This is a genomic window from Halobellus sp. Atlit-38R (assembly GCF_003665925.1).
GTDB classification, from domain to species: domain Archaea; phylum Halobacteriota; class Halobacteria; order Halobacteriales; family Haloferacaceae; genus Haloquadratum; species Haloquadratum inordinatus.
In genome coordinates, this window is the sequence record NZ_QXIJ01000004.1 from 315868 (window position 1) to 333792 (window position 17925).

The window sequence follows — 17925 nt, forward strand, 5'->3', positions numbered from 1 at the left end:
GGAAAATGACGAGACTATTAACCCAGAGACGACGGAGAGAGAGATATGGCGCTCTCGCGGGACTGGATCGGCGCACGCGCGTCAGTCGTACTGACGTTCTTCGTCGGTGTCCTGGCCGTCGTGACCGGCATCGCCAACATCGGCGTCGGCGGCACGGCGGACTTTCAGCTGTTCGGCGTTGTCGTCCCGGGCGTCGTTCGCCAGATCACCGCCTTCACGGGGACCCTGACCGGGTTCCTGCTCCTCGTGAGCGCGTTCGGGCTTCGGCGACGCCTCCGCGCGGCGTGGTATGCGACGCTACTCCTGTTTCCGATCACGGCCGCTCAGGGGGTACTGCAGTCCTCGGAGCTGTCGCTACCGCTCGTGGCCCTCTCGGTGCTGGCGCTGCTCGTCGTCGGAGTGAACTTCCGCGCGTTCGACCGCGAACTGTCGCTGTCGACGACGCAGATCGCGGCGCTGGCGGCGCTCGCCGGCGCACAGGGCTACGGGACCGTCGGGGCGTACGCCTTACAGGAGGAGTTCAACGGCGTGAGCACGCTCCTCGACGCGTTCTACTTCTCGCTCGTCACCGGCAGCACCGTCGGTTACGGCGACATCACGCCGCGCTCGGCGGTCGGCGAACTATTCGCGCTGTCGGTGTTGCTCGTGACGGTCTCGTCGTTCGCGGTCGTCCTCGGTGTCGTCTTCACCCCACTCATCGAAGCGCAGTTCTCGAAAGCACTCGGACGTATGACAGAAGAACAACTCGACGTACTGGAGAACCACGTCCTCGTTCTCGGTTTCGGGGACCTGACGGAACCGATTCTCGAAGAACTCACCTCGAAGGCCGACGTGCTCGTCGTCGTCCCCGACGAGGAGCGCGCCCGGCGGCTCTCGGACCGCGGCTACACCGTCCTCACTGAGGATCCGAGCGACGAGGAGGCCCAGCAACGCGGGAAGGTCGAGGTCGCACAGGCCGTCGTCGCGGCGACGAACAACGACGCCGAGGACGCGCTCGCGATCCTGACCGCGCGCCAGCTCAATCCCGAGGTGACGATCGTCGCGGCCGCGACGCAGCGCGAGAACGTGAACAAGCTGAAGCGCGCCGGTGCCGACACCGTCATCAGTCCGGCGACGCTGGGCGCGCACTTCCTCGCGGAGTCCGCGCTCGGCGGCCACGGGGCCGAAGCGCTCGAAGAACGCCTGCTGGGTGCCGGGGGCGACGAAGACTTAGAGGCTGCCGCCGCAGCCGTCAGTGAAGCCGCTGATGGGGATGACGAGAACGACAGCGAACGCAGCGACGACGCCGAGCCCGATCGCTGAACGCGGCGAGCCGAGCTAGCTGCGCCCTCTGTCGAAGACGGCGACGTCGCAGTCGAGGTGTTGGACGCGCTCGAACGTCGGCGGAGAGACGAACCGCGAGGCCGGCGATCGCTCGCCGCTGGAGCCGATGACGAGGAGGTCGTAGTTGTCGGCGTTGGCGGCGATGAACTCGTCGACGGGCGAGCGAGCGACGCGCGTCTCGATGTTCCCCTCGACGGTCTCGACGAGGCGGTCGAGCCGGCGTTCCGCCGGGCGGCGCTCCACCTCGCCCCCGATGCAGGTGGTGACGCTCACGGTCCCGCGCTGTCCGGTGAGGCGGGTCGCGAAATCGACCATCCCGTGAGCGACGTCGCCCGGGCGGGCCACGAGGACGAGCACGCGGTGCCAGCGGCGACGATCGGAGACCGACCGGAACGCCACCGCGTCGAGGTTACTGTCGAAGATGCCTCTGACGTAGCCCGAGAGCGTGCCGCGATCCTCCTCGTAGGGCGTCACCACGAGGTCGCAGTTTGCGTTCCGCGCCGCCTCGACCGTCGCCGGAACTGGATCGCCGGCGACGACGACGACCTCGCAGGGGACGCCGACGCGCGTGCGGATGACGTCGGCACACCGTTCGAGCCGCTGGACGGACTCGTTCGCCACGGGCGCGTCGGTGTCGTCGCCGCGTTCTCCGGTCGTCTCCGCCGCTGTCGTTGCGGTCGCATCGTCGCCTCCGGCTACGGAGGCGGCCGATTCCGTGCCAGCGTCGTCGTCCGTATCTTCAACTTCGGCAGCCGCAGCTTCCGCGGCCTCGGCTTCCGCCGTCGAGAGCACGTCGAAGAGGACGACCTTACCAGCCTCGTGGGCGGCCGCGAGCCGGGCGCCGAAGAGCGCGGTCCGCTCGGCCGTCTCGCCCCGCATCGGGACGAGCACGTGGTCGTCGCCGTGGACGGTCTCGTACAGGTACTGCGCGCGCTTCTCGTAGAACTCCTCGCGCCAGACGACGAACGCAGTCGCGACGACCGTCGCGGCCAGAAAGATACTGGCGACGTAGGTCACCGGTTCCACGTCGCCGGTCACGAGCGCGAGGAGCGCCGTCGAGAACGCCGAGGGGGCCTCGATGCGCGCCGCCCAGGTGACGAGACCGGTGAGAAAGATCGCGAGCGCCGCGCTCTCGGGGTGGACGATCCCCGTTTCGATGGGGCCGTACGCCCACGTCGTCGCCGTGTACGCCGCGAGGCCGCAGAGCGCGCCGACGGTGAGGCTCGCGACGAACCGGAGCGGATCGGCGTACTGGCCCTCGGGATCCGAAACGAGCGTGTAAGTCCCCGAAGCGAGCGGCGGGAAGAGCAGGAACGAGAGCGTCTGGACCTGATTGGAGAGGTACGTGACGAGCCCGATGACGACCGGGATGAAGAGGACGATCGAGAGGTGTAACAGATTGCCCGTGTTCTGGACCCAGCGGCGGAGTTCAGACGCCTCTCGCCGCTCGATCCGTCGGAGGCGGTTCCGCGCCGCGGCGAGCGCTTCGAGCGCCGCGTCGAGGAGACGCCGTCCGAACATCGCCTACGCGAGATCGACGACGGCGTTCAGCGTGAGCGAGATGGCCCGCTCGACGTTGTTCTTCGCCTTCTCGGGCAGTTCGGCGTCGGAGTCGGCGCCTTTCTGTGTCCCCTCGACGAGGTTGCCGTCGACGGTGCAGATCGCGCCGGCGGCCATCCCCTTTCGGCGCGCGATCGAGAACACCGCGGCCGCCTCCATCTCGACGGCGAGGAGGTTCGCGTCCTCCCAGGCGTCGACGTAGGCGTCGGTCTCGTTGTAGAACGCGTCGTCGGAGACGATCGGCCCGACGTGTACGTCTTCGTCGTTCGCCTCGGCGGAGTCGACGAGCGCCGAGAGCACGTCGTAGTCGGGGACGGCCGGGATGACGGCGTCCTCGTAGCGCTTCGAGGTCCCCTCCTCTTTCGCTGCGCCGGTCGCGACGACCATATCCCCGATCTCGATCCCGGACTGGAGCGCGCCCGTCGTCCCGACGCGGATCACCGTCTCAACGCCGACGCGGGAGAGTTCTTCGACGGCGATCGCCGCCGAGGGGCAGCCGATACCCGTCGAGCAGATCGTCAGCGGCACGCCCTCGTAGGTGGCGTTCACGACCTTGTACTCGCGGTTTTCGGCGACCGTCTCGGCGTCCTCGCACTGACTCGCGATCCGGTCGACCCGACCGGGATCACCAGGAATGAGCGCGGTGTCGTGAACGTCGCCCGATTCGACGAGGAGGTGCGGCTGTTTCGCCATATCCGATTGCTCGCGGGAGACGGTGAAAAACGACGCGGTCACCAGCCGATCGCGCGGAGACGGAACGCCTCAAGCGTCCGTGTCGTCGCCGCGGGCGCTCGGCGGAACGCCATCGGCCCTCGCGTCTAGAGGAGCGTCGTCAACGCTGGCGTCGCGACCGCGACGACGGCGGCGAAGACGAACGTCGACCGCAGCCACTGGCCCCGGACTGCCGTCGAGCGCTCCTCGTATATCCGGCGGCCGGCACGCGGAAGGACGACGTGCGCGAAAAAGCCGTAGACGAACGCGGAGACGCCGACCGTGGCGGCCAGATGCGGGAGTAGATCCACGCCGCCGATCCTGAGCAGTCCGGGAATGGTGATCGAGACCACCAGATACAGCAGCGCGTACAGCACGCCCGCGAGGGCGCCGGTGGCGTGGTGCACTGCGACCGCCTCCGAGAGCGAGACCGTCTCGGGCGCGACCCGACGGACGACGGCGGCAGCGACGTACGCGGGCGTGAATCCGTCTTCCTGCTTCGACATCGGGAGGTCCATCACCACGGCGGCCAAGAGGCCACAGAGCGCGCAGGCGACGACGAAGTACGCTGCGCCGCCATCGATGATCCCAGCCGTGTCCGCCACGAGTGAAACGGATCCGATACGCTCGGCTACGACCGGGATCGCGTTCCCGAGTGCGGCGGCAGCGACGAGCACGGACGTCACAATCGATCACACCTCCCGCGTCCGGTGGCAAAAACACCCTTGTTTCGGGTCACCGATGGCGGTCCGAACTCCCACTGCAGAGACCCGGCGTCACTCCCCGAGGAACGCCCGGACGTCGTCCCACGTCAGCGACGTCCGCGCGCCGGGGGCTTTCGACGCGAGCGCGCCGCAGGCGTTCGCGACCGCGAGCGCGCGCTGATCGTCGGCGCCCTCGACGCGCGCGGCGAGGAATCCCGCCGCGAAGGCGTCGCCCGCGCCGGTCGTGTCGACGACGTCGATGGGGTAGCCCGGGTGCGCCTCGCGCCGCTCGCCGTCCCGTATCTCGGCCCCCTCTGGGCCGTGCTTGAGGACGAGCGTCTGCTCGGTGAGATCGAACGCATCGAGCGCGAGCGCGGCCTCGCGGTCGTTCAAGAAGAGGTAATCGACCGACGTGATCGCCGGGCCGTACCCCCGGTCGTCGATTCGGCGGCCGGGGTCGAAGCTGACCGGAACGCCGTGTTCGGCCGCGCGCTCGGCCAGACGGGTCGCCGTCTCGGGCCGCTGACTCGTCATATGGAGGTGGTCGGCCCCGTCGAGCGCCGCGTCGGGGAGGTCGTCGGCCGAGAAGGCCTCGTTGGCACCGGGACAGCCGAGCACCATCACCTCACCCGAGGGCTCGACGACGATGTACTTCGTCGACGTCTCCAGTTCCTCGCTGGTGACGACGTGGGAGACGTCGACGCCGTTGTCCGCCAGTTCCGCCCGCGCCGTTCGCCCGTGTTCGTCGTCCCCGACGCTGCCGAGGAGCGACGAGTCGACGTCGAGGTCCGCGAGGCCGTTGGCGACGTTCGCGGCGCTGCCGCCGCCGCCGCAGCGTCGCGAGTCGACGGCCACCTCGCCGTCAGGGTCGGGCAGCGCGTCGACGCGGAGGGTCACGTCCCAGTTCAGGTGCCCGGCGCAGATGACGCGTGACATTTCTCGGGGAGACGCCCCCGGTTCACAAAAGCGCTCGGGCGTGGCTCGCGGGCGCGCGCGACCAGGGTATCAGACAGCGTCGTCCTGCGGTGGAGCGCAGTTACGCCGGCGCGCTGATGGTAAAGAGCAGGATGTTGTGCACCGCCGGCCCGAGGCCGACGGCACCGACGAAGCCGAGGAGCAGCTGCGACTGCGTCGGGTCCTCCTCCATCAGGTCCGCGAAGAGCCACACGAGAAGCGAGACGATCGCGATCTTGACGAGGACGAACAGCCACCCCGCACCCAGCACCGGTTCGGTCGGCAGCCCGGCGGCGAACTCGATGATGATTCGCGAGAGCGGCGTCCGCTCGCCGAAGCCGAGCACGTCGATGCCGACGGCGGTCGAAACCCCATCGAGGACGTGCGCGAAGACCGCGAACGCACCGACCGAGCCCGTCGCCCGGACATCGGGAACGGCGCGGGTGAGCAGGAGCCAGGTCACGGCCGCGACGACGCCCGCGACGACGAGGCCAGCCAGCGGGACGGTCGGCGAGAGCGTGCCCGCGGCCGCGCCGACCGCGAAAACGCCCGCGACGGACGCGAGCGCGAGTACGCCGCCGACCAGCGCGAGCGCACGGGCGACCGTCCCGCTGTCGAGGAGCGCGTCCGCCGCGACCCACGCCCCGACGCCGACGATGGCGACGGTGACGTAGACGGCTGGCGTTCCGGCGAGCGGGCGGACCGGAGACGGGAGCGAGTTCTCGACGTAGAGGACGTGCAGCGCCGAGCCGAGTACCATCCACGGCACGAACGCCAGAATGCGACCGGGCGTGACCGCGGGGCGGCGTCGGGAGGCCGCGCCAGCGACGGCGCCCGCGGCCACGACGAGGAGTACGAGATACGGCAGCGGCGGTAGGCTGAACCCCTCCGGAAGTATCGCCATACTCGCGAGTCCGGAGCCGGCGGCAAAACGCTACCGAAGCGAAGTGAACCTTCCCGTCACGGAGTGCGTGTCGGACAGTTCCCGGGCCGTCCCTCAAACATCCCGGGTGAGCCCGTCGCGGAGGTCGCGACCGAAGTAATGACCCGCGAGCGAGGCCAGGAGTCCGGCGCCGACCCCGACGCCGGCGATGGCGACGCCGTAATCCGCGAGAATCCGCACGGCGACGGGCGCGAAGACGCTGGTGAGCGTCCCGAGAACGAACGCGAGTCCCGCCGCGATTGCCCCGGCGAGGCCGACCTCCAGATAGCGCCGCCGCGAGCCGACGGCCCCGACCGCGAAGGCGACGACGAACAGCCCGAGGAACTGGCCGACCGACCCCACGAGCGGGATCGAGCCGCCGGCGACGACGCCGACCACCGAGAGCGCGAGGACGACGAGGAACGAGCGGATCGAGAACGGCGAGCGAAGCGACCCGGGGGCCGACGGAAGTACGCGCCGGAGCCGTCCGCCACGCGCGCTCGCGTCGTCTGCTGATCTGCCGGCCGCGTCACGCGGACGCGCGTTATCACTCTCGGCTCCGTCGTCGTCGAGCAGCGACGCGGGGTCGACCGTCCGTTCTTCCTGTTCCTCTGAGCGCTGCATACACGACCATCGTTGCGACGGGTCGTGACTCTTGTGCCACTCGCTCGCCGCGAACGAATGGATTCAAGTCCGCGCCCCGGGTATCCGGGGGTATGAACCCGGGAGACCGCGTCCGCGTCGAACGCGCGGGCGTCACGAACGAGGGCGTCTTGATGCCCTCCTCGACGTCGGAGCACCTCGTCGTCAAACTCGCCGGCGGGTACAACGTCGGTATCACGCGCGAGGACGCCGACGTGGACGTCCTCGAATCCGACGTCTACGACGTCGAGTCCGCACAGACGGAGTCCGGCCCCTCCGAGATCGATTTCGACGACGACCTGCCGACGATCTCGCTCATCTCGACGGGCGGGACGATCGCCTCGACGGTCGACTACCGCACCGGCGCCGTCACGGCGCAGTTCGACGCCGAAGACGTGCTTCGGGCCGTGCCGGACCTCGCCGGCCGCGCCAACTACCGCGGGCGGGTCGTCACGAACATCCTCTCGGAGAATATGACGCCGGGCGTCTGGCAGGAACTCGCCGAGGCCGTCGTCGAGGAGATCCGCGCCGGCGCGGACGGCGTCGTCGTGATGCACGGCACCGACACGATGCAGTTCTCCGCGTCCGCGCTGTCGTATATGCTCGATACGCCCGTCCCGATCGTCTTCACGGGCAGTCAGCGCTCGGCGGACCGTCCCTCCTCGGACAACGTGATGAACGCCGTCAGCGCCGTCGAGGCCGCCAAAGCCGACGCTGCGGAGGTACTCGTCTGTATGCACGCCTCCACGTCGGACGACGTCTGTGCGCTCCACCGCGGCACGCGCGTCCGCAAGAACCACACCTCCCGGCGCGACGCCTTCGAGACCGTCGGCGCCGAACCGCTCGGCGAAGTCGACTACGACGCCGAGGAAGTCACGTTCCGCCGCGAGTACGCCGAGCGCGGCGAGACGGACCTGGAGACGCATCTAGACCTCGAAGAGAACGTCGACCTCCTGAAGTTCACCCCCGGGATGGACGTCGACCGCTACGCCGAGATGCTTCGGGACGCCGATCTCGACGGCCTCGTCGTCGAGGGCACCGGCCTCGGACACGTCCACACGGATCTCATCCCCGTGCTCGAATCGCTGGTCGACGACGGCGTCGTCGTCGCGATGACGAGCCAGTGTCTGGAAGGTCGCGTCTGCGATCGCGTGTACGACACCGGCCGCGACTTGCTCGATGCGGGCGTCGTCGAAGCCGGCGACACTCTCCCCGGGACGGCGAAGGTGAAACTGATGTGGGCGCTGGCGAACGTCGACGACCCCGCGGCGGCGATGCAGCGCCCGGTCGCCGGCGAACTCCAGGAGCGGTCGGTTCCCTGGACCTGAAACAGAGCGACAGACACACACCGACGCCCGCGATACGGTCAAGTAACGACGATGAGCGATCACACGAGCGCGGCCCCTGCCGGGTCCGCTGACACTCGGGACGCACCCGAGTACGTCTGCGACGTCTGCGGCCGCGCGTTCTACACTGACGACTTGCTCGTACTGCACCGCGGCGTCCGCCACCCGAGCGTGCTCGGCGAGGCCGACCGCGACGCCTACCGCGACGCCTACGCGGCCGAAGAGCGCGCGATCCGCTCGTTCCGCATCCGCGCGCTCGGCATCCTGGTGTTGCTGTACTTCGGCTTTCTCTTCCTCTACGTGTTCTATGCGTCCTGAAAACCCATCGCAGTCCGATCACGACGAGGACGCCGTGAACGACCTCGCGGAGACAGCACCCGGACGTCTCGGGGGTGCCATCGGCCCGCGAAGCGCCCGCATCGGCGCGTTCGCGCTCGCGCTGGTCGGCGTGCTGCTCTTCGCGCGCGGCGTCGCCGCGAGCAACGCGGCCGTCGGACTCTCTGAGGCCTCCAGCGAGGGGCTCTCGATCCCGCGCTGGCTCTACGTCGCGACCGGCGGCGCTGCGATCGGCGCGTCGGCGCTCCTGGCGGGCTTCGTGACCGACCGGGGCTTCGTGAATCGCGTCCACGAGTGGCGGCACGAACTCGGCGCACGCGGCCGGCTCCGAGGCGTCGGGATGGCGGTCGGCAGCCTGCTCGGTGCGCTCCTGATTGCGCTGATCGTCTACCGTGGTATCACCGGTCCGCAGGTGTCGACCATCAACTTCGCGGTCGTCGTCGTCTTCGCGGGCGGTCGCGCCGGCCTGACGATGGCGGCGTACGCGATCGGAAACCCGTGGCCGGCGCTGAACCCGTTCCGCGCCGTCACCTCGCGGTTGCCGACCGGCGTCGTCGACTACCCCGAGCGGCTGGGTCGGTGGCCCGCCGTCGCCGGGATTCTCCTTCTCATCTGGGTCGAGACGACGACGGGCGTCACGAACAAGCCGAGCCTGCTCGCGGCCGCCGTCGCCGGATACGCCGTCGTCGCCCTCGCTGGCGCGGTGCTCGTCGGCAGCGGCGCGTGGTTCCGGAACGCCGATCCGGTGTCGGCGTTCTTCCGGTTCTACGGCCGCGTCGCACCGCTCGCGTGGGAAGACGGGCGCCTTCGGCTGTCGCTGCCGGCGATGCGGCTCGTCGAGGACTGGGCCGACGAGTCCCGCAGGGACGGTGGCGACGGCCAGACGGTCGACATCGACGACACCCGCCTCGTCCGCGGCCTCGACGACGTCGCAATCGCCGTGGCGCTGGTCTGGGAGCTCACGTTCAGCGGGTTCGTCACGACCGAGCAGGGCGCCGCTGTGATCCGGGCCGTCGTCGGCGTCGGCCTCCCGCCGATCCTCGTCTACGCGGTGCTCTTCGTCGGCGGCTTCGCGGTCTTCTACGGTGCGTTCCTCGGGGCTGCCCGCGTCGCCGTGCGCCGCATCCTGACCACGCGCACGCCCCGCGAACTCGTCGTCGCCTTCGCGCCGTCGCTTTTGGTCATCGCGGCGGGCTATCACCTCGCGCACTACTTCGCGTTCTTCCTCTCGCTCTTGCCGTCGCTGTCCGCCGCGCTCGCCGACCCGCTGTCGGCACCGGCGAATCCCGTGGTGTTCACGCTCCCGGCGTGGGTGTCGGCGCTGAACATCGTCTTCGTGCTCGGCGGGCACCTGGTCGCGATCTGGGTCGCGCACTCGACGGCGTATCAGCTCTTTCCCAGCCGGCTCCAGGCGATCCGCAGCCAGTACCCGTTCGTCTTCGTGATGATCGGCTACACCGCGGTGAGCCTGTGGCTCATCTCGCTGCCGTCGACGACGCCCGCGTTCCTCGGGTGAGCGGCGGGGGTCCCGTCTCGTTTTCGACCGGCCACGACGAGCGCAAAGCACTTGTCGCCGCGTCCACTGAGAGCGGTGGGATGCTCCTCGCAGGAACTGTCGTCGCCGACCCGGAGACCGTCTACGATGCGGGCGCGGTCATCGTCGCCGAGGACCGAATCGCCGCCGTCGGACCGCGCGCCGACCTCGAAGACGCCTATCCCGACCACCCCGTTCGTGAGTTCGACCTGCTCGCACCGGGGCTCGTCGGCGGGCACGTCCACTCCGTCCAGAGCGTTGGCCGCGGCATCGCCGACGACACCGCCCTCCTGGATTGGCTCTTCGAGCACGTCCTCCCGATGGAGGCGTCGCTCGGACGCGAGGAGATGCGAACGGCGGCCGAGCTGGGCTACCTCGAACTGCTCGAAAGCGGGACGACGACCGCGATCGACCACCTCTCAGTCAACCACGCCGAGGCGGCGTTCGAGGCGGCGATCGATCTCGGAATCCGCGGCCGACTGGGAAAGGTCCTGATGGACAAGCGCGCCCCCGAGGGACTGGCCGAAGACACCGAGACGGCGCTGGAATCGACAGAGCGTCTCGTCCAGGCCTATCACGGCGCGGCCGACGGCCGGATCCGGTACGCCGTCACGCCTCGTTTCGCCGTGAGTTGTACGGAAGCGTGCCTCCGGGGCGCGCGCGAGATCGCCGACCGCTACGACGGCGTCCGGATTCACACGCACGCCAGCGAGAACCGCGACGAGATCGAGACCGTCGAGGACGACACGGGAATGCGGAACATCGAGTGGCTCGACGAAGTCGGCCTGACCGGCGAGGACGTCGTTCTCGCCCACTGCGTCCACACGAACGAACGGGAGCGCGAGATACTCGCAGAGACGGGGACGCACGTCACGTACTGCCCGTCGTCGAATATGAAACTCGCCTCCGGCATCGCGCCGATCCCGGACTATCTCGACCGCGGCATCGACGTCGCGCTCGGCAACGACGGGCCACCCTGTAACAACACGCTCGACCCGTTCACCGAGATGCGGCAGGCGAGCCTCCTCCAGAAGGTCGACACGCTCGATCCGGAAGTCACACCCGCACAGGTCGTCTTCGAGATGGCGACCCTCGGCGGCGCGCGCGCTGCGGGGTTCGAGCGGGTCGGAGCGCTGCGCGAGGGGTGGAACGCGGACGTGATCGCGATCGACACGGACGTGACGCGCGCGACGCCGCTGTACGATCCGCTCTCGCATCTGGTCTTCTCCGCGCACGGCGACGACGTGTCGTTCACGATGGTCGACGGCGAGGTCGTCTACGACGCCGACTTCGGCGGCCTCCAGACCGGCGACGCCGACGACATTCGTCGGCGCGCGCGGGACGTCGCGGCCGCGTTGCGCGGGTGAGGCGCGGCGAGCCACGACGAGTCGCGCGCCGCGCTCAGATCTGCTCGTGCCGCACCCGATAGCCGTCGTCGGTCTCGCTCACCGCGTCGATCACGCGGAATTTGATTTCGCGCTCCTGCCGCGTTCGCACGGGGAAGTCGTAGTGTTCCGCCTCGTACTCGAACACCGTGCCCTCGGCGCGCTGTGCCTCGACGAACGCCCGGTGGGCGGCGAGACGGTCTTCGACGACTCGACGCGACCGATCGCGGACCTGGCCGACGCGCTCGTCGAGTTCCGAAAGGACGTCGGCGTCGAGTTCGTATCCGATCGAATTGCGCCCGGCGACCATCGCCGCCAGCGTCGTCGTTCCCGTCCCGAGGAACGGATCGAGGACGGTGTCGCCGTACAGCGAGTACATACAGACGAGTCGGTACGGGATCTCGAAGGGGTACGCCGCGGTTCGGTCGCGCTCGCCCGCCGCCCGGTCTGCGTCGGAGGCGCGGGGCGCTTCCACGTCGCCGTCGCTGCCACCCAGACGGGCGGACGCGGCGTCTCTATCCTCGTTGCGGGCCTGGCGTGCGCCGCGGACGTCGGTCCAGACGTCCGAGAACCATCGGTTGCGCTCCTCCCAGAAGTACGCCGACTCGTAGCGCCGCGTCTCGCCCGGTTCGAACGAGCGGCCCGAGGTGCCGTTTCGGAACAGGAGGACGTACTCGTGTTCGAGGGTGACGTAGGCGTTCGGCGGCACCATTCCGCTGCCCATAAACTTCGCCGCGCTGTTCGTCGGCTTCCGCCAGAGCACCTCCGGAAGCGGGTCGAACCCGAGCGAGTCGAAGGCCTCGATCACGCGGGCGTGATTCTGGTAGACGCGAAAGTGATCGCCGAGGCTTCGCGTCGCGTCGCCGACGATGATCGCGGCGACGCCGCCCGGCGTGAGCACGCGCTGTAGCTCGCTCCAGACCTCGTCGAGGAGCGCGTGCATCGCCGCGAACGCCCGTTCGCCGTCGGTGTCGTCGAGCGCCGCCGCCACGGCGTCGGACTGGGCGGCGAACTGCTCGTCCCACATCTCGATCATCGGGTACGGCGGCGAGGTGACGACGAGGTCGACGGCGTCGTCGTCGACGGCCGCCATCTCGCTCGCGTCGCCGACGTGGATGCGATGGGCGGAGTCCACACCGGCAGGTGTTACCGAACGGATATAGATACTGGGGTGGCTCACCCAGGATGTCGAGCTAACTGTTGACCGGACATCCGCCGTCGCGACCGCCTCACTCGAAAATCTTCCCAGGGTTGAGAATCCCGTTCGGGTCGACGGTATCCTTGATCGAGCGCATCGTCTCGATCGCGGTCGCGTCGTATTCCATTTGCAGATACGATCGCTTGCCGACGCCAATCCCGTGCTCGCCGGTGCAGGTACCACCGAGAGCGATTGCCTCGTCGATGATCCGTCTGGACGCCTCGTGGGCGCGTTCGACCGCCTCGGGGTCGTCGCGGTCGCAGAGGACGGCGTAGTGGGTGTTGCCGTCGCCCGCGTGGCCGAACGCTGGAATGGGGAAGTCGTACTCCGCGCGGATCTCGCCGATGAACTCGACGATCGCGGGGTACGAGCCGATCGGGACGGTGACGTCGCCAATGACTTCGAGGTCGAGGTCTGGGTCCCACTCTTTGAGCGCGTGGCCGATTTCTCGACGTGCACGCCACAGTTCGGCCATCTCCTCGTCGTCGGCGCTGTGCTCGATCCGCGTGACTTCTCGGGCCCGGAACGCCGCCTCCAACGCGTCGAGCTCGGCGTCGACGGACCGGCCGTGCACCTCGAAGAAGACCATCGGCGTCGCCGGGAGGTCCGAGCCGGTGTAGGCGTTGGCGATTTCGGCCGTCAGCGGGTCGACGAGTTCGATCGTGGCGACGTCGACGCCCGAGGTCACGACGTCGGTGATCGCCGCCGTGGCGTCTTCGAGCGTGGGAAAGACGGCTCGCCCACCGACCGTTTCCGGCGGCACCGCGGCGAGGTCGAGCGTCGCGCGCGTGACCACGCCGAGGGTCCCCTCGCTCCCGACGAACAGATCTACGAGGTTGTACCCCGCAGAAGTCTTCCGCGCTTTGCTCCCAACCTCAGTCACGGAGCCGTCAGGGCAGACGACTTCGAGCTGTAGCACCCAGTCGCCGACCTCGCCGTACTTGACGGTCCGAATGCCGCTGGCGTCGGTGGCGATCATCCCGCCGATCGTCGAAAACGCCGCCGACTGGGGGAACGCCGGAAAGAACAGGCCCTCCTCGGCGACGAGGTCGTTCAGGTCGTCGCCGACGACGCCGGGTTCGACGTCGACCTGCATATCTCGCGGCCGCAGGTCTCTGACGGCGTCCATCCGCGTCATCGCGAGCGTGATGCCGCCCTGGGTGGGCACCGCGTTGCGCTGCATCCCCGACCCGGCGGCGTAGGGGGTCACCGGAACGCCTCGCTCGTTGGCGGCGGCGAGGACGGCCGAAACGTCGGCCGTCGTCTCCGGCCAGACGACCGCGTCGGGCGCGCGCTCGGCGTCGGGTGGGGTTCCGAAGTCCGCCGCGAACTCGTCGCGCGCCGCTGGCTCGAAGGAGATCTGATCGGCCGCCAGCGGCAGATCAGAGAGGAATCCGCAGTCGTCGGTCATAGGGAGGCATCACCCACTCGAAGTAAATGTCTGTCGTCGACGTGTGCCGACTGCGGACGCCGCCGACGGGTCCTGTCGCTCTGTGGTTTGCAGCAGTTCGAGAAGTGCTCGGTCAGGGATTTGAACCCTGGTCCTCGGCTCGAAAGGCCAAGATGATTGGCCGGACTACACCAACCGAGCCTGCATTCCTACGTGGCAGACTGAATAGTTTAAGCATTCCGTTACAGACCCGGTACGGCACTGTTTCGCGTACCCGCGATGCCGCCAGATCACAGGGGCGGGTGTCGCGCCACCAGGTGTGGACGGTCACACCAGCCGGGGTGGATACTCACGCCAGCCCGGGCGGATGCTCACGCCCGCCGCGGTGGCGTCACTTCCCCTCGAACTCGGGCTCTTCGTCGCTCATAAACGCCGCCATCCCGGTCATCATATCCTCGGTGTCGAAGACGAGGCCGAACGACTGCGCCTCGACGTCGAGGCCGGCGTCGACGTCGTCCCAGCCGCGGTGCATCGCCCGCTTGGTGTAGCGCTGGGCGATCGGCGGACCACGAGCGAGTCGCTTAGCCAACTCGAAGGCGCGCTCGTCGAACTCGTCGTTCGGCGTCACCTCGTTGACGAAGCCGTAGTCTGCCATCGTCTCGGCGTCGTAGCGGTCGGCCGTGAAGATGATCTCCTTCGCGCGACCCATCCCGACGATGCGCGGCAGGCGGACGGTTCCGCCCCACCCGGGGAGGATGCCGAGGTCGTGTTCGGGCTGGCCGAACTCCGAGCGCTCGGAGGCGATGCGGAGGTCCGCCCCCATCGCGAGTTCCATCCCGCCGCCGAGACAGTGCCCGTCGATGCCGGCGACCACCGGGAGTTCGCAGGATTCGAGCCGACCCGCCGCCTCCTGTCCGCGACGCGAAAGTTCGGCCACGCGGTTGACGTCGCCGACGCCGCCGGCCATCGCCTGGATGTCCGCGCCGGCGGAGAACGCCCGGTCCCCCGTGCCGGTGAGGAGAACGGCCCGCACGTCGTCGTCCTCCTCGAAGCGATCGATGGCGTCGCGGAGTTCCACGAGCAGGTCGTCGGTGACAGTGTTCATCCGGTGCGGCCGATCGAGCATCACGTGACCGACGCGCTCGTCGATCTCGACGGTGATGTCCTCGTAGTCGTAGCCGCCGTCTTCGTCGTCCGGCTCGGCTTTCCCCCCGCCGGCCGCGTCGTGGAAGCCCTCGCCGGACGCCGCGAGTTCACGCAGGTACGGTTCGGCTTCGTAGCGTTCCTCACCCGTCTCCTCGTGGAGGTCGTCGAGCGTCGCGAGCAGGTCTTCGGGACCGGCTTCGTCGACCATCTTCGCGGGGCCGTCGGACCAGCGCCCGCCGAGTTTGACCGCCGTGTCGATCGCGTCGGGGTCGGCGACGTCGTCGGCGACGAGGGCGGCTACCTCGTTCGCGATCATCGCCAGCAGTCGATCGGCGACATCGTCGCGGATCTGATCGGAGGGGACCTGCGCACCCGCGCCGTCCTCGTAGTCGTAGAAGCCCGCGCCGGTCTTCTTGCCGAGGTCTCCGGCGTCGACTTTCGATTCGAGCATCGGGCAGGGACGGTAGGCGTCGCCGAGTTGCTCGTGGAGGTATTCGAGGACGTGGTAGCCGACGTCGACCCCGACCTGGTCTGAGAGTTCGAAGCTCCCCATCGGGAGGCCGAGACCGTACTTCGTCGTCGAGTCGACTTCTTCGATCGTCGCGTCGCCGGATTCGACGATCCACGCCGCCTCGTTCATCAGCGGGACGAGCACCCGGTTGACGATGAATCCCGGACTGTCTTTGCGGACGCGGACCGGCGTCTTGCCCATCTCGACGGCGAGATCCGAAACCAGATCGAGCGTCTCCTCGGCCGTCTCTGCCCCCGAGATGACTTCGACGAGTTCCATCCGAACGGGTGGGTTGAAAAAGTGCATCCCGCAGAACTGCTCGGGGCGCTCGGTCACGTCCGCCAACGCCGTGATCGAGAGACTGGAAGTGTTCGTCGCGAAGATCGTTCGATCCGGTGCCGCCGCCTCCAGGTCCTCGTAGACCTCCCGCTTGATCGCCATCTTCTCGGGGACCGCCTCGACGACGACGTCGGCGTCGGCGGCCGCCTCCGCGAGGTCGACGTGCGTCGAGATCCGATCGAGCGTCGCGTCGGCGTCCGAGCGCTCGATCTGGCCCTGTTCGACGAGTTTGCCGAGCGACCACTCGATCTGGTCGTAGCCGTTCTGGACGAACTCCGCTTCGATGTCGCGGAGGCGGACCTCGAAGCCCGCGAGGGCGGCCACCTCGGCGATTCCGTGGCCCATACTGCCCGCGCCGAGAACCGTGATAGTGTTGACGTCGTCGATCTCCATACTCCGTTCGTGGGCGGCTCTGTGTTTCAACGTTTCCTTCACTCGGAAAACAAACTTGAGAGACGTTTACTTTTCCCCGCGAGACCGTCAGTCGACGGCACGCCAGAGATACCGACTCGCGTAACTCCGATAGGGTCGCCACCGCTCGGCGTGCTCGCGCATCCCCGCCCGGTCCGCCTCGTCGTAGCCGTAGAGGTGCGCCATTCCCTTTCGGACGCCGAGGTCCTCGACCGGGAACACGTCGGGGCGACCGAGCACGAAGACCAGGTACATCTTCGCGGTCCAGACGCCGACCCCGCGGATGTCGGTCAGCGCCTCGATGACCGCCTCGTCGCTTTCGTCTGCGAGTCCCGCCCGCGTCAGGTCGCGCTCCTGGAACGCTTCGGCGACGTTACGGACGTATTCGACCTTCTGTCCGGAGAGGCCGGCGTCGCGGAGGGTAGATTCGTCCGCGGCGAGGATTCCTGCAGGCGACACGTCGACGCGCTCGAACAGTCGTTCGCGGATCGCCGCCGCGGAGTCGACCGAGAGCTGTTGGTTCACGATCGCGACCAATAGCCGTTCGAACTCGTCGTCGGCCGTCCCGATCGACAGATCGCCGTGCGCTTCGACCAGCGGCCCCAGTTGCGGATCGTTCCGTAGCGGTTCCATCGGACGCCTGTGGGACCGCCGGAGAAAAAGGTGCGTCGCTCGGCGGAGCCTCGACGAAAGGCCCTCGTCGCGCCTCCAGTCGGCGAGACCGACGATATATCCGTCCGTCCGCCGAACGCCCGGTATGGCCGATTCGGACGACGAGGCGGACGTAGATCCGGGGCCGGACGCGGAAGAGGGTGACCCGGCAGACGACGACGGCCACGCCTCCCCGACCCAGATCTGCCGCCCCGAGGTGGCCGACGTGGACGCGCTGGTCGACCTGTGGCTCGCACTCGCGTCCGACCAGCGCGCCTACGACTCGCACATCCTGCCGGAGGCGAACCGGGACGTCGTCCGCGACACGCTCGCGCGACACGTCGTCACGGGCGGAATCCGAGTCGCCAAACGCGGCGACGACGTCGTCGGGTTCGTCACGTTCAGCCTCGAACACGGCTCCTACGAACAGGATGCGACGCGAGGCGTCGTCCGCAACGTCTACGTCCGACCCGAGTACCGGAACCGAGGCGTCGGGAGCGATCTGATGGCCGCGGCCGAAACCGCGTTGCACGCCGGCGGCGCGACAGTCGTCGCGCTCGAAGCGATGGCAGCCAACGACCGAGCCCGCGCGTTCTACCGCGAGCGGGGGTACGTCCCCCACCGGATCCAGTTCGAGAAACCCCTCGACGCGGAGTCTGCAGCCGGGACCGCGGAGGGTGGCGACTCCGAGGCGTCTCCCGAATCGGCGTCCATCGAAAACGACACACACTCAAAGGAGGACTGAGTAGGTCGACCTGCGCCAGGGGAGCATGGGCGGTTCATGCACTCGACTTGTAATCGAGACTTCGTGGGTTCAAATCCCACCCCTGGCTCTCTCTTTGGTTCCGATGTCGATCCGATT

16 protein-coding genes and 2 tRNA genes are annotated in these 17925 nt (G+C 68.6%); 7 read left to right on the forward strand and 11 right to left on the reverse strand.

The features are described from left to right. Positions 1-45 precede the first annotated feature (45 nt). Positions 46-1302, forward strand: coding sequence for an NAD-binding protein (locus tag D3D02_RS08280; RefSeq protein ID WP_121569495.1), 1257 nt, complete (start codon positions 46-48; stop codon positions 1300-1302). A gap of 15 nt (positions 1303-1317) precedes the next feature. Here D3D02_RS08280 and D3D02_RS08285 read toward each other — a convergent pair whose 3' ends face one another. From D3D02_RS08285 to D3D02_RS08310, 6 genes are all read right to left on the reverse strand, one after another. Continuing rightward, the gene (locus D3D02_RS08285) at positions 1318-2844 is read right to left on the reverse strand and encodes an HPP family protein (RefSeq protein ID WP_121569496.1); all 1527 of its coding nucleotides are present in this window, start codon (positions 2842-2844) and stop codon (positions 1318-1320) included. Between the two features lie 3 nt (positions 2845-2847). Further along, entirely contained in the window at positions 2848-3576 is a 729-nt protein-coding gene (locus D3D02_RS08290; protein WP_121569543.1) for a nucleoside phosphorylase, read from the reverse strand. A 125-nt stretch (positions 3577-3701) separates the two neighbouring features. Then, positions 3702-4199: a hypothetical protein gene (locus D3D02_RS08295; protein ID WP_121569544.1), complete on the reverse strand. Its 498-nt coding sequence runs from the start codon at positions 4197-4199 to the stop codon at positions 3702-3704. 171 nt (positions 4200-4370) lie between these two features. Next, positions 4371-5234: a carbohydrate kinase family protein gene (locus D3D02_RS08300; protein WP_121569497.1), complete on the reverse strand. Its 864-nt coding sequence runs from the start codon at positions 5232-5234 to the stop codon at positions 4371-4373. A gap of 100 nt (positions 5235-5334) precedes the next feature. Continuing rightward, positions 5335-6156 (reverse strand): DUF63 family protein, encoded by an 822-nt coding sequence (locus tag D3D02_RS08305; protein WP_121569498.1) that lies wholly within the window; start codon positions 6154-6156, stop codon positions 5335-5337. 93 nt (positions 6157-6249) lie between these two features. Next, complete coding sequence (locus D3D02_RS08310; RefSeq protein WP_121569499.1) at positions 6250-6798, reverse strand: hypothetical protein; 549 nt, start codon at positions 6796-6798, stop codon at positions 6250-6252. A gap of 92 nt (positions 6799-6890) precedes the next feature. Here D3D02_RS08310 and gatD point away from each other — a divergent pair, with 92 nt between their 5' ends. The 4 genes from gatD (at position 6891) to D3D02_RS08330 (ending at position 11399) form a co-directional block, all read left to right on the forward strand. After that, entirely contained in the window at positions 6891-8144 is a 1254-nt protein-coding gene (gene gatD / locus D3D02_RS08315) for a Glu-tRNA(Gln) amidotransferase subunit GatD (RefSeq protein ID WP_121569500.1), read from the forward strand. A 51-nt stretch (positions 8145-8195) separates the two neighbouring features. After that, complete coding sequence (locus tag D3D02_RS08320; RefSeq protein ID WP_121569501.1) at positions 8196-8480, forward strand: DNA-binding protein; 285 nt, start codon at positions 8196-8198, stop codon at positions 8478-8480. Next, positions 8470-10014, forward strand: coding sequence for a hypothetical protein (locus tag D3D02_RS08325; RefSeq protein WP_233560607.1), 1545 nt, complete (start codon positions 8470-8472; stop codon positions 10012-10014). The genes D3D02_RS08320 and D3D02_RS08325 overlap by 11 nt, the downstream gene beginning before the upstream one ends. A gap of 80 nt (positions 10015-10094) precedes the next feature. Continuing rightward, the gene (locus D3D02_RS08330) at positions 10095-11399 is read left to right on the forward strand and encodes a 5'-deoxyadenosine deaminase (protein ID WP_121569546.1); all 1305 of its coding nucleotides are present in this window, start codon (positions 10095-10097) and stop codon (positions 11397-11399) included. Positions 11400-11433: 34 nt separating this feature from the next. Here D3D02_RS08330 and D3D02_RS08335 read toward each other — a convergent pair whose 3' ends face one another. The 5 genes from D3D02_RS08335 to D3D02_RS08355 form a co-directional block, all read right to left on the reverse strand. Next, the gene (locus D3D02_RS08335) at positions 11434-12552 is read right to left on the reverse strand and encodes a site-specific DNA-methyltransferase (RefSeq protein WP_121569502.1); all 1119 of its coding nucleotides are present in this window, start codon (positions 12550-12552) and stop codon (positions 11434-11436) included. Between the two features lie 94 nt (positions 12553-12646). After that, the gene (locus tag D3D02_RS08340) at positions 12647-14026 is read right to left on the reverse strand and encodes an FAD-binding oxidoreductase (RefSeq protein ID WP_121569503.1); all 1380 of its coding nucleotides are present in this window, start codon (positions 14024-14026) and stop codon (positions 12647-12649) included. Positions 14027-14131: 105 nt separating this feature from the next. Continuing rightward, positions 14132-14206 (reverse strand) — tRNA-Glu (locus tag D3D02_RS08345). Positions 14207-14396: 190 nt separating this feature from the next. After that, on the reverse strand, positions 14397-16394 hold the full coding sequence (locus D3D02_RS08350) for a 3-hydroxyacyl-CoA dehydrogenase/enoyl-CoA hydratase family protein (RefSeq protein ID WP_121569504.1): 1998 nt from the start codon (positions 16392-16394) through the stop codon (positions 14397-14399). Between the two features lie 87 nt (positions 16395-16481). Next, the gene (locus D3D02_RS08355; RefSeq protein ID WP_121569505.1) at positions 16482-17045 is read right to left on the reverse strand and encodes a DNA-3-methyladenine glycosylase; all 564 of its coding nucleotides are present in this window, start codon (positions 17043-17045) and stop codon (positions 16482-16484) included. A 124-nt stretch (positions 17046-17169) separates the two neighbouring features. On the opposite strand from D3D02_RS08355, the gene D3D02_RS08360 reads away from it, so the two are divergent. Together D3D02_RS08360 and D3D02_RS08365 are read left to right on the forward strand one after the other, a co-directional pair. Beyond that, the gene (locus tag D3D02_RS08360) at positions 17170-17808 is read left to right on the forward strand and encodes a GNAT family N-acetyltransferase (protein WP_121569506.1); all 639 of its coding nucleotides are present in this window, start codon (positions 17170-17172) and stop codon (positions 17806-17808) included. A gap of 14 nt (positions 17809-17822) precedes the next feature. Then, a tRNA-Thr gene (locus tag D3D02_RS08365) sits at positions 17823-17896 on the forward strand. The last annotated feature ends 29 nt before the right edge of the window (positions 17897-17925 follow it).

What these genes read in the sequence shown, in the direction of transcription:
- D3D02_RS08360 (WP_121569506.1), top strand. Translation starts at nt 17,170, where the DNA reads ATGGCCGATTCGGACGACGAGGCGGACGTAGATCCGGGGCCGGACGCG.
- D3D02_RS08320 (WP_121569501.1), top strand. Translation starts at nt 8,196, where the DNA reads ATGAGCGATCACACGAGCGCGGCCCCTGCCGGGTCCGCTGACACTCGG.
- D3D02_RS08350 (WP_121569504.1), bottom strand. Translation starts at nt 16,394, where the DNA reads ATGGAGATCGACGACGTCAACACTATCACGGTTCTCGGCGCGGGCAGT.
- D3D02_RS08290 (WP_121569543.1), bottom strand. Translation starts at nt 3,576, where the DNA reads ATGGCGAAACAGCCGCACCTCCTCGTCGAATCGGGCGACGTTCACGAC.
- D3D02_RS08355 (WP_121569505.1), bottom strand. Translation starts at nt 17,045, where the DNA reads ATGGAACCGCTACGGAACGATCCGCAACTGGGGCCGCTGGTCGAAGCG.
- D3D02_RS08280 (WP_121569495.1), top strand. Translation starts at nt 46, where the DNA reads ATGGCGCTCTCGCGGGACTGGATCGGCGCACGCGCGTCAGTCGTACTG.
- D3D02_RS08325 (WP_233560607.1), top strand. Translation starts at nt 8,470, where the DNA reads ATGCGTCCTGAAAACCCATCGCAGTCCGATCACGACGAGGACGCCGTG.
- D3D02_RS08310 (WP_121569499.1), bottom strand. Translation starts at nt 6,798, where the DNA reads ATGCAGCGCTCAGAGGAACAGGAAGAACGGACGGTCGACCCCGCGTCG.
- gatD (WP_121569500.1), top strand. Translation starts at nt 6,891, where the DNA reads ATGAACCCGGGAGACCGCGTCCGCGTCGAACGCGCGGGCGTCACGAAC.
- D3D02_RS08340 (WP_121569503.1), bottom strand. Translation starts at nt 14,026, where the DNA reads ATGACCGACGACTGCGGATTCCTCTCTGATCTGCCGCTGGCGGCCGAT.
- D3D02_RS08305 (WP_121569498.1), bottom strand. Translation starts at nt 6,156, where the DNA reads ATGGCGATACTTCCGGAGGGGTTCAGCCTACCGCCGCTGCCGTATCTC.
- D3D02_RS08300 (WP_121569497.1), bottom strand. Translation starts at nt 5,234, where the DNA reads ATGTCACGCGTCATCTGCGCCGGGCACCTGAACTGGGACGTGACCCTC.
- D3D02_RS08285 (WP_121569496.1), bottom strand. Translation starts at nt 2,844, where the DNA reads ATGTTCGGACGGCGTCTCCTCGACGCGGCGCTCGAAGCGCTCGCCGCG.
- D3D02_RS08330 (WP_121569546.1), top strand. Translation starts at nt 10,095, where the DNA reads ATGCTCCTCGCAGGAACTGTCGTCGCCGACCCGGAGACCGTCTACGAT.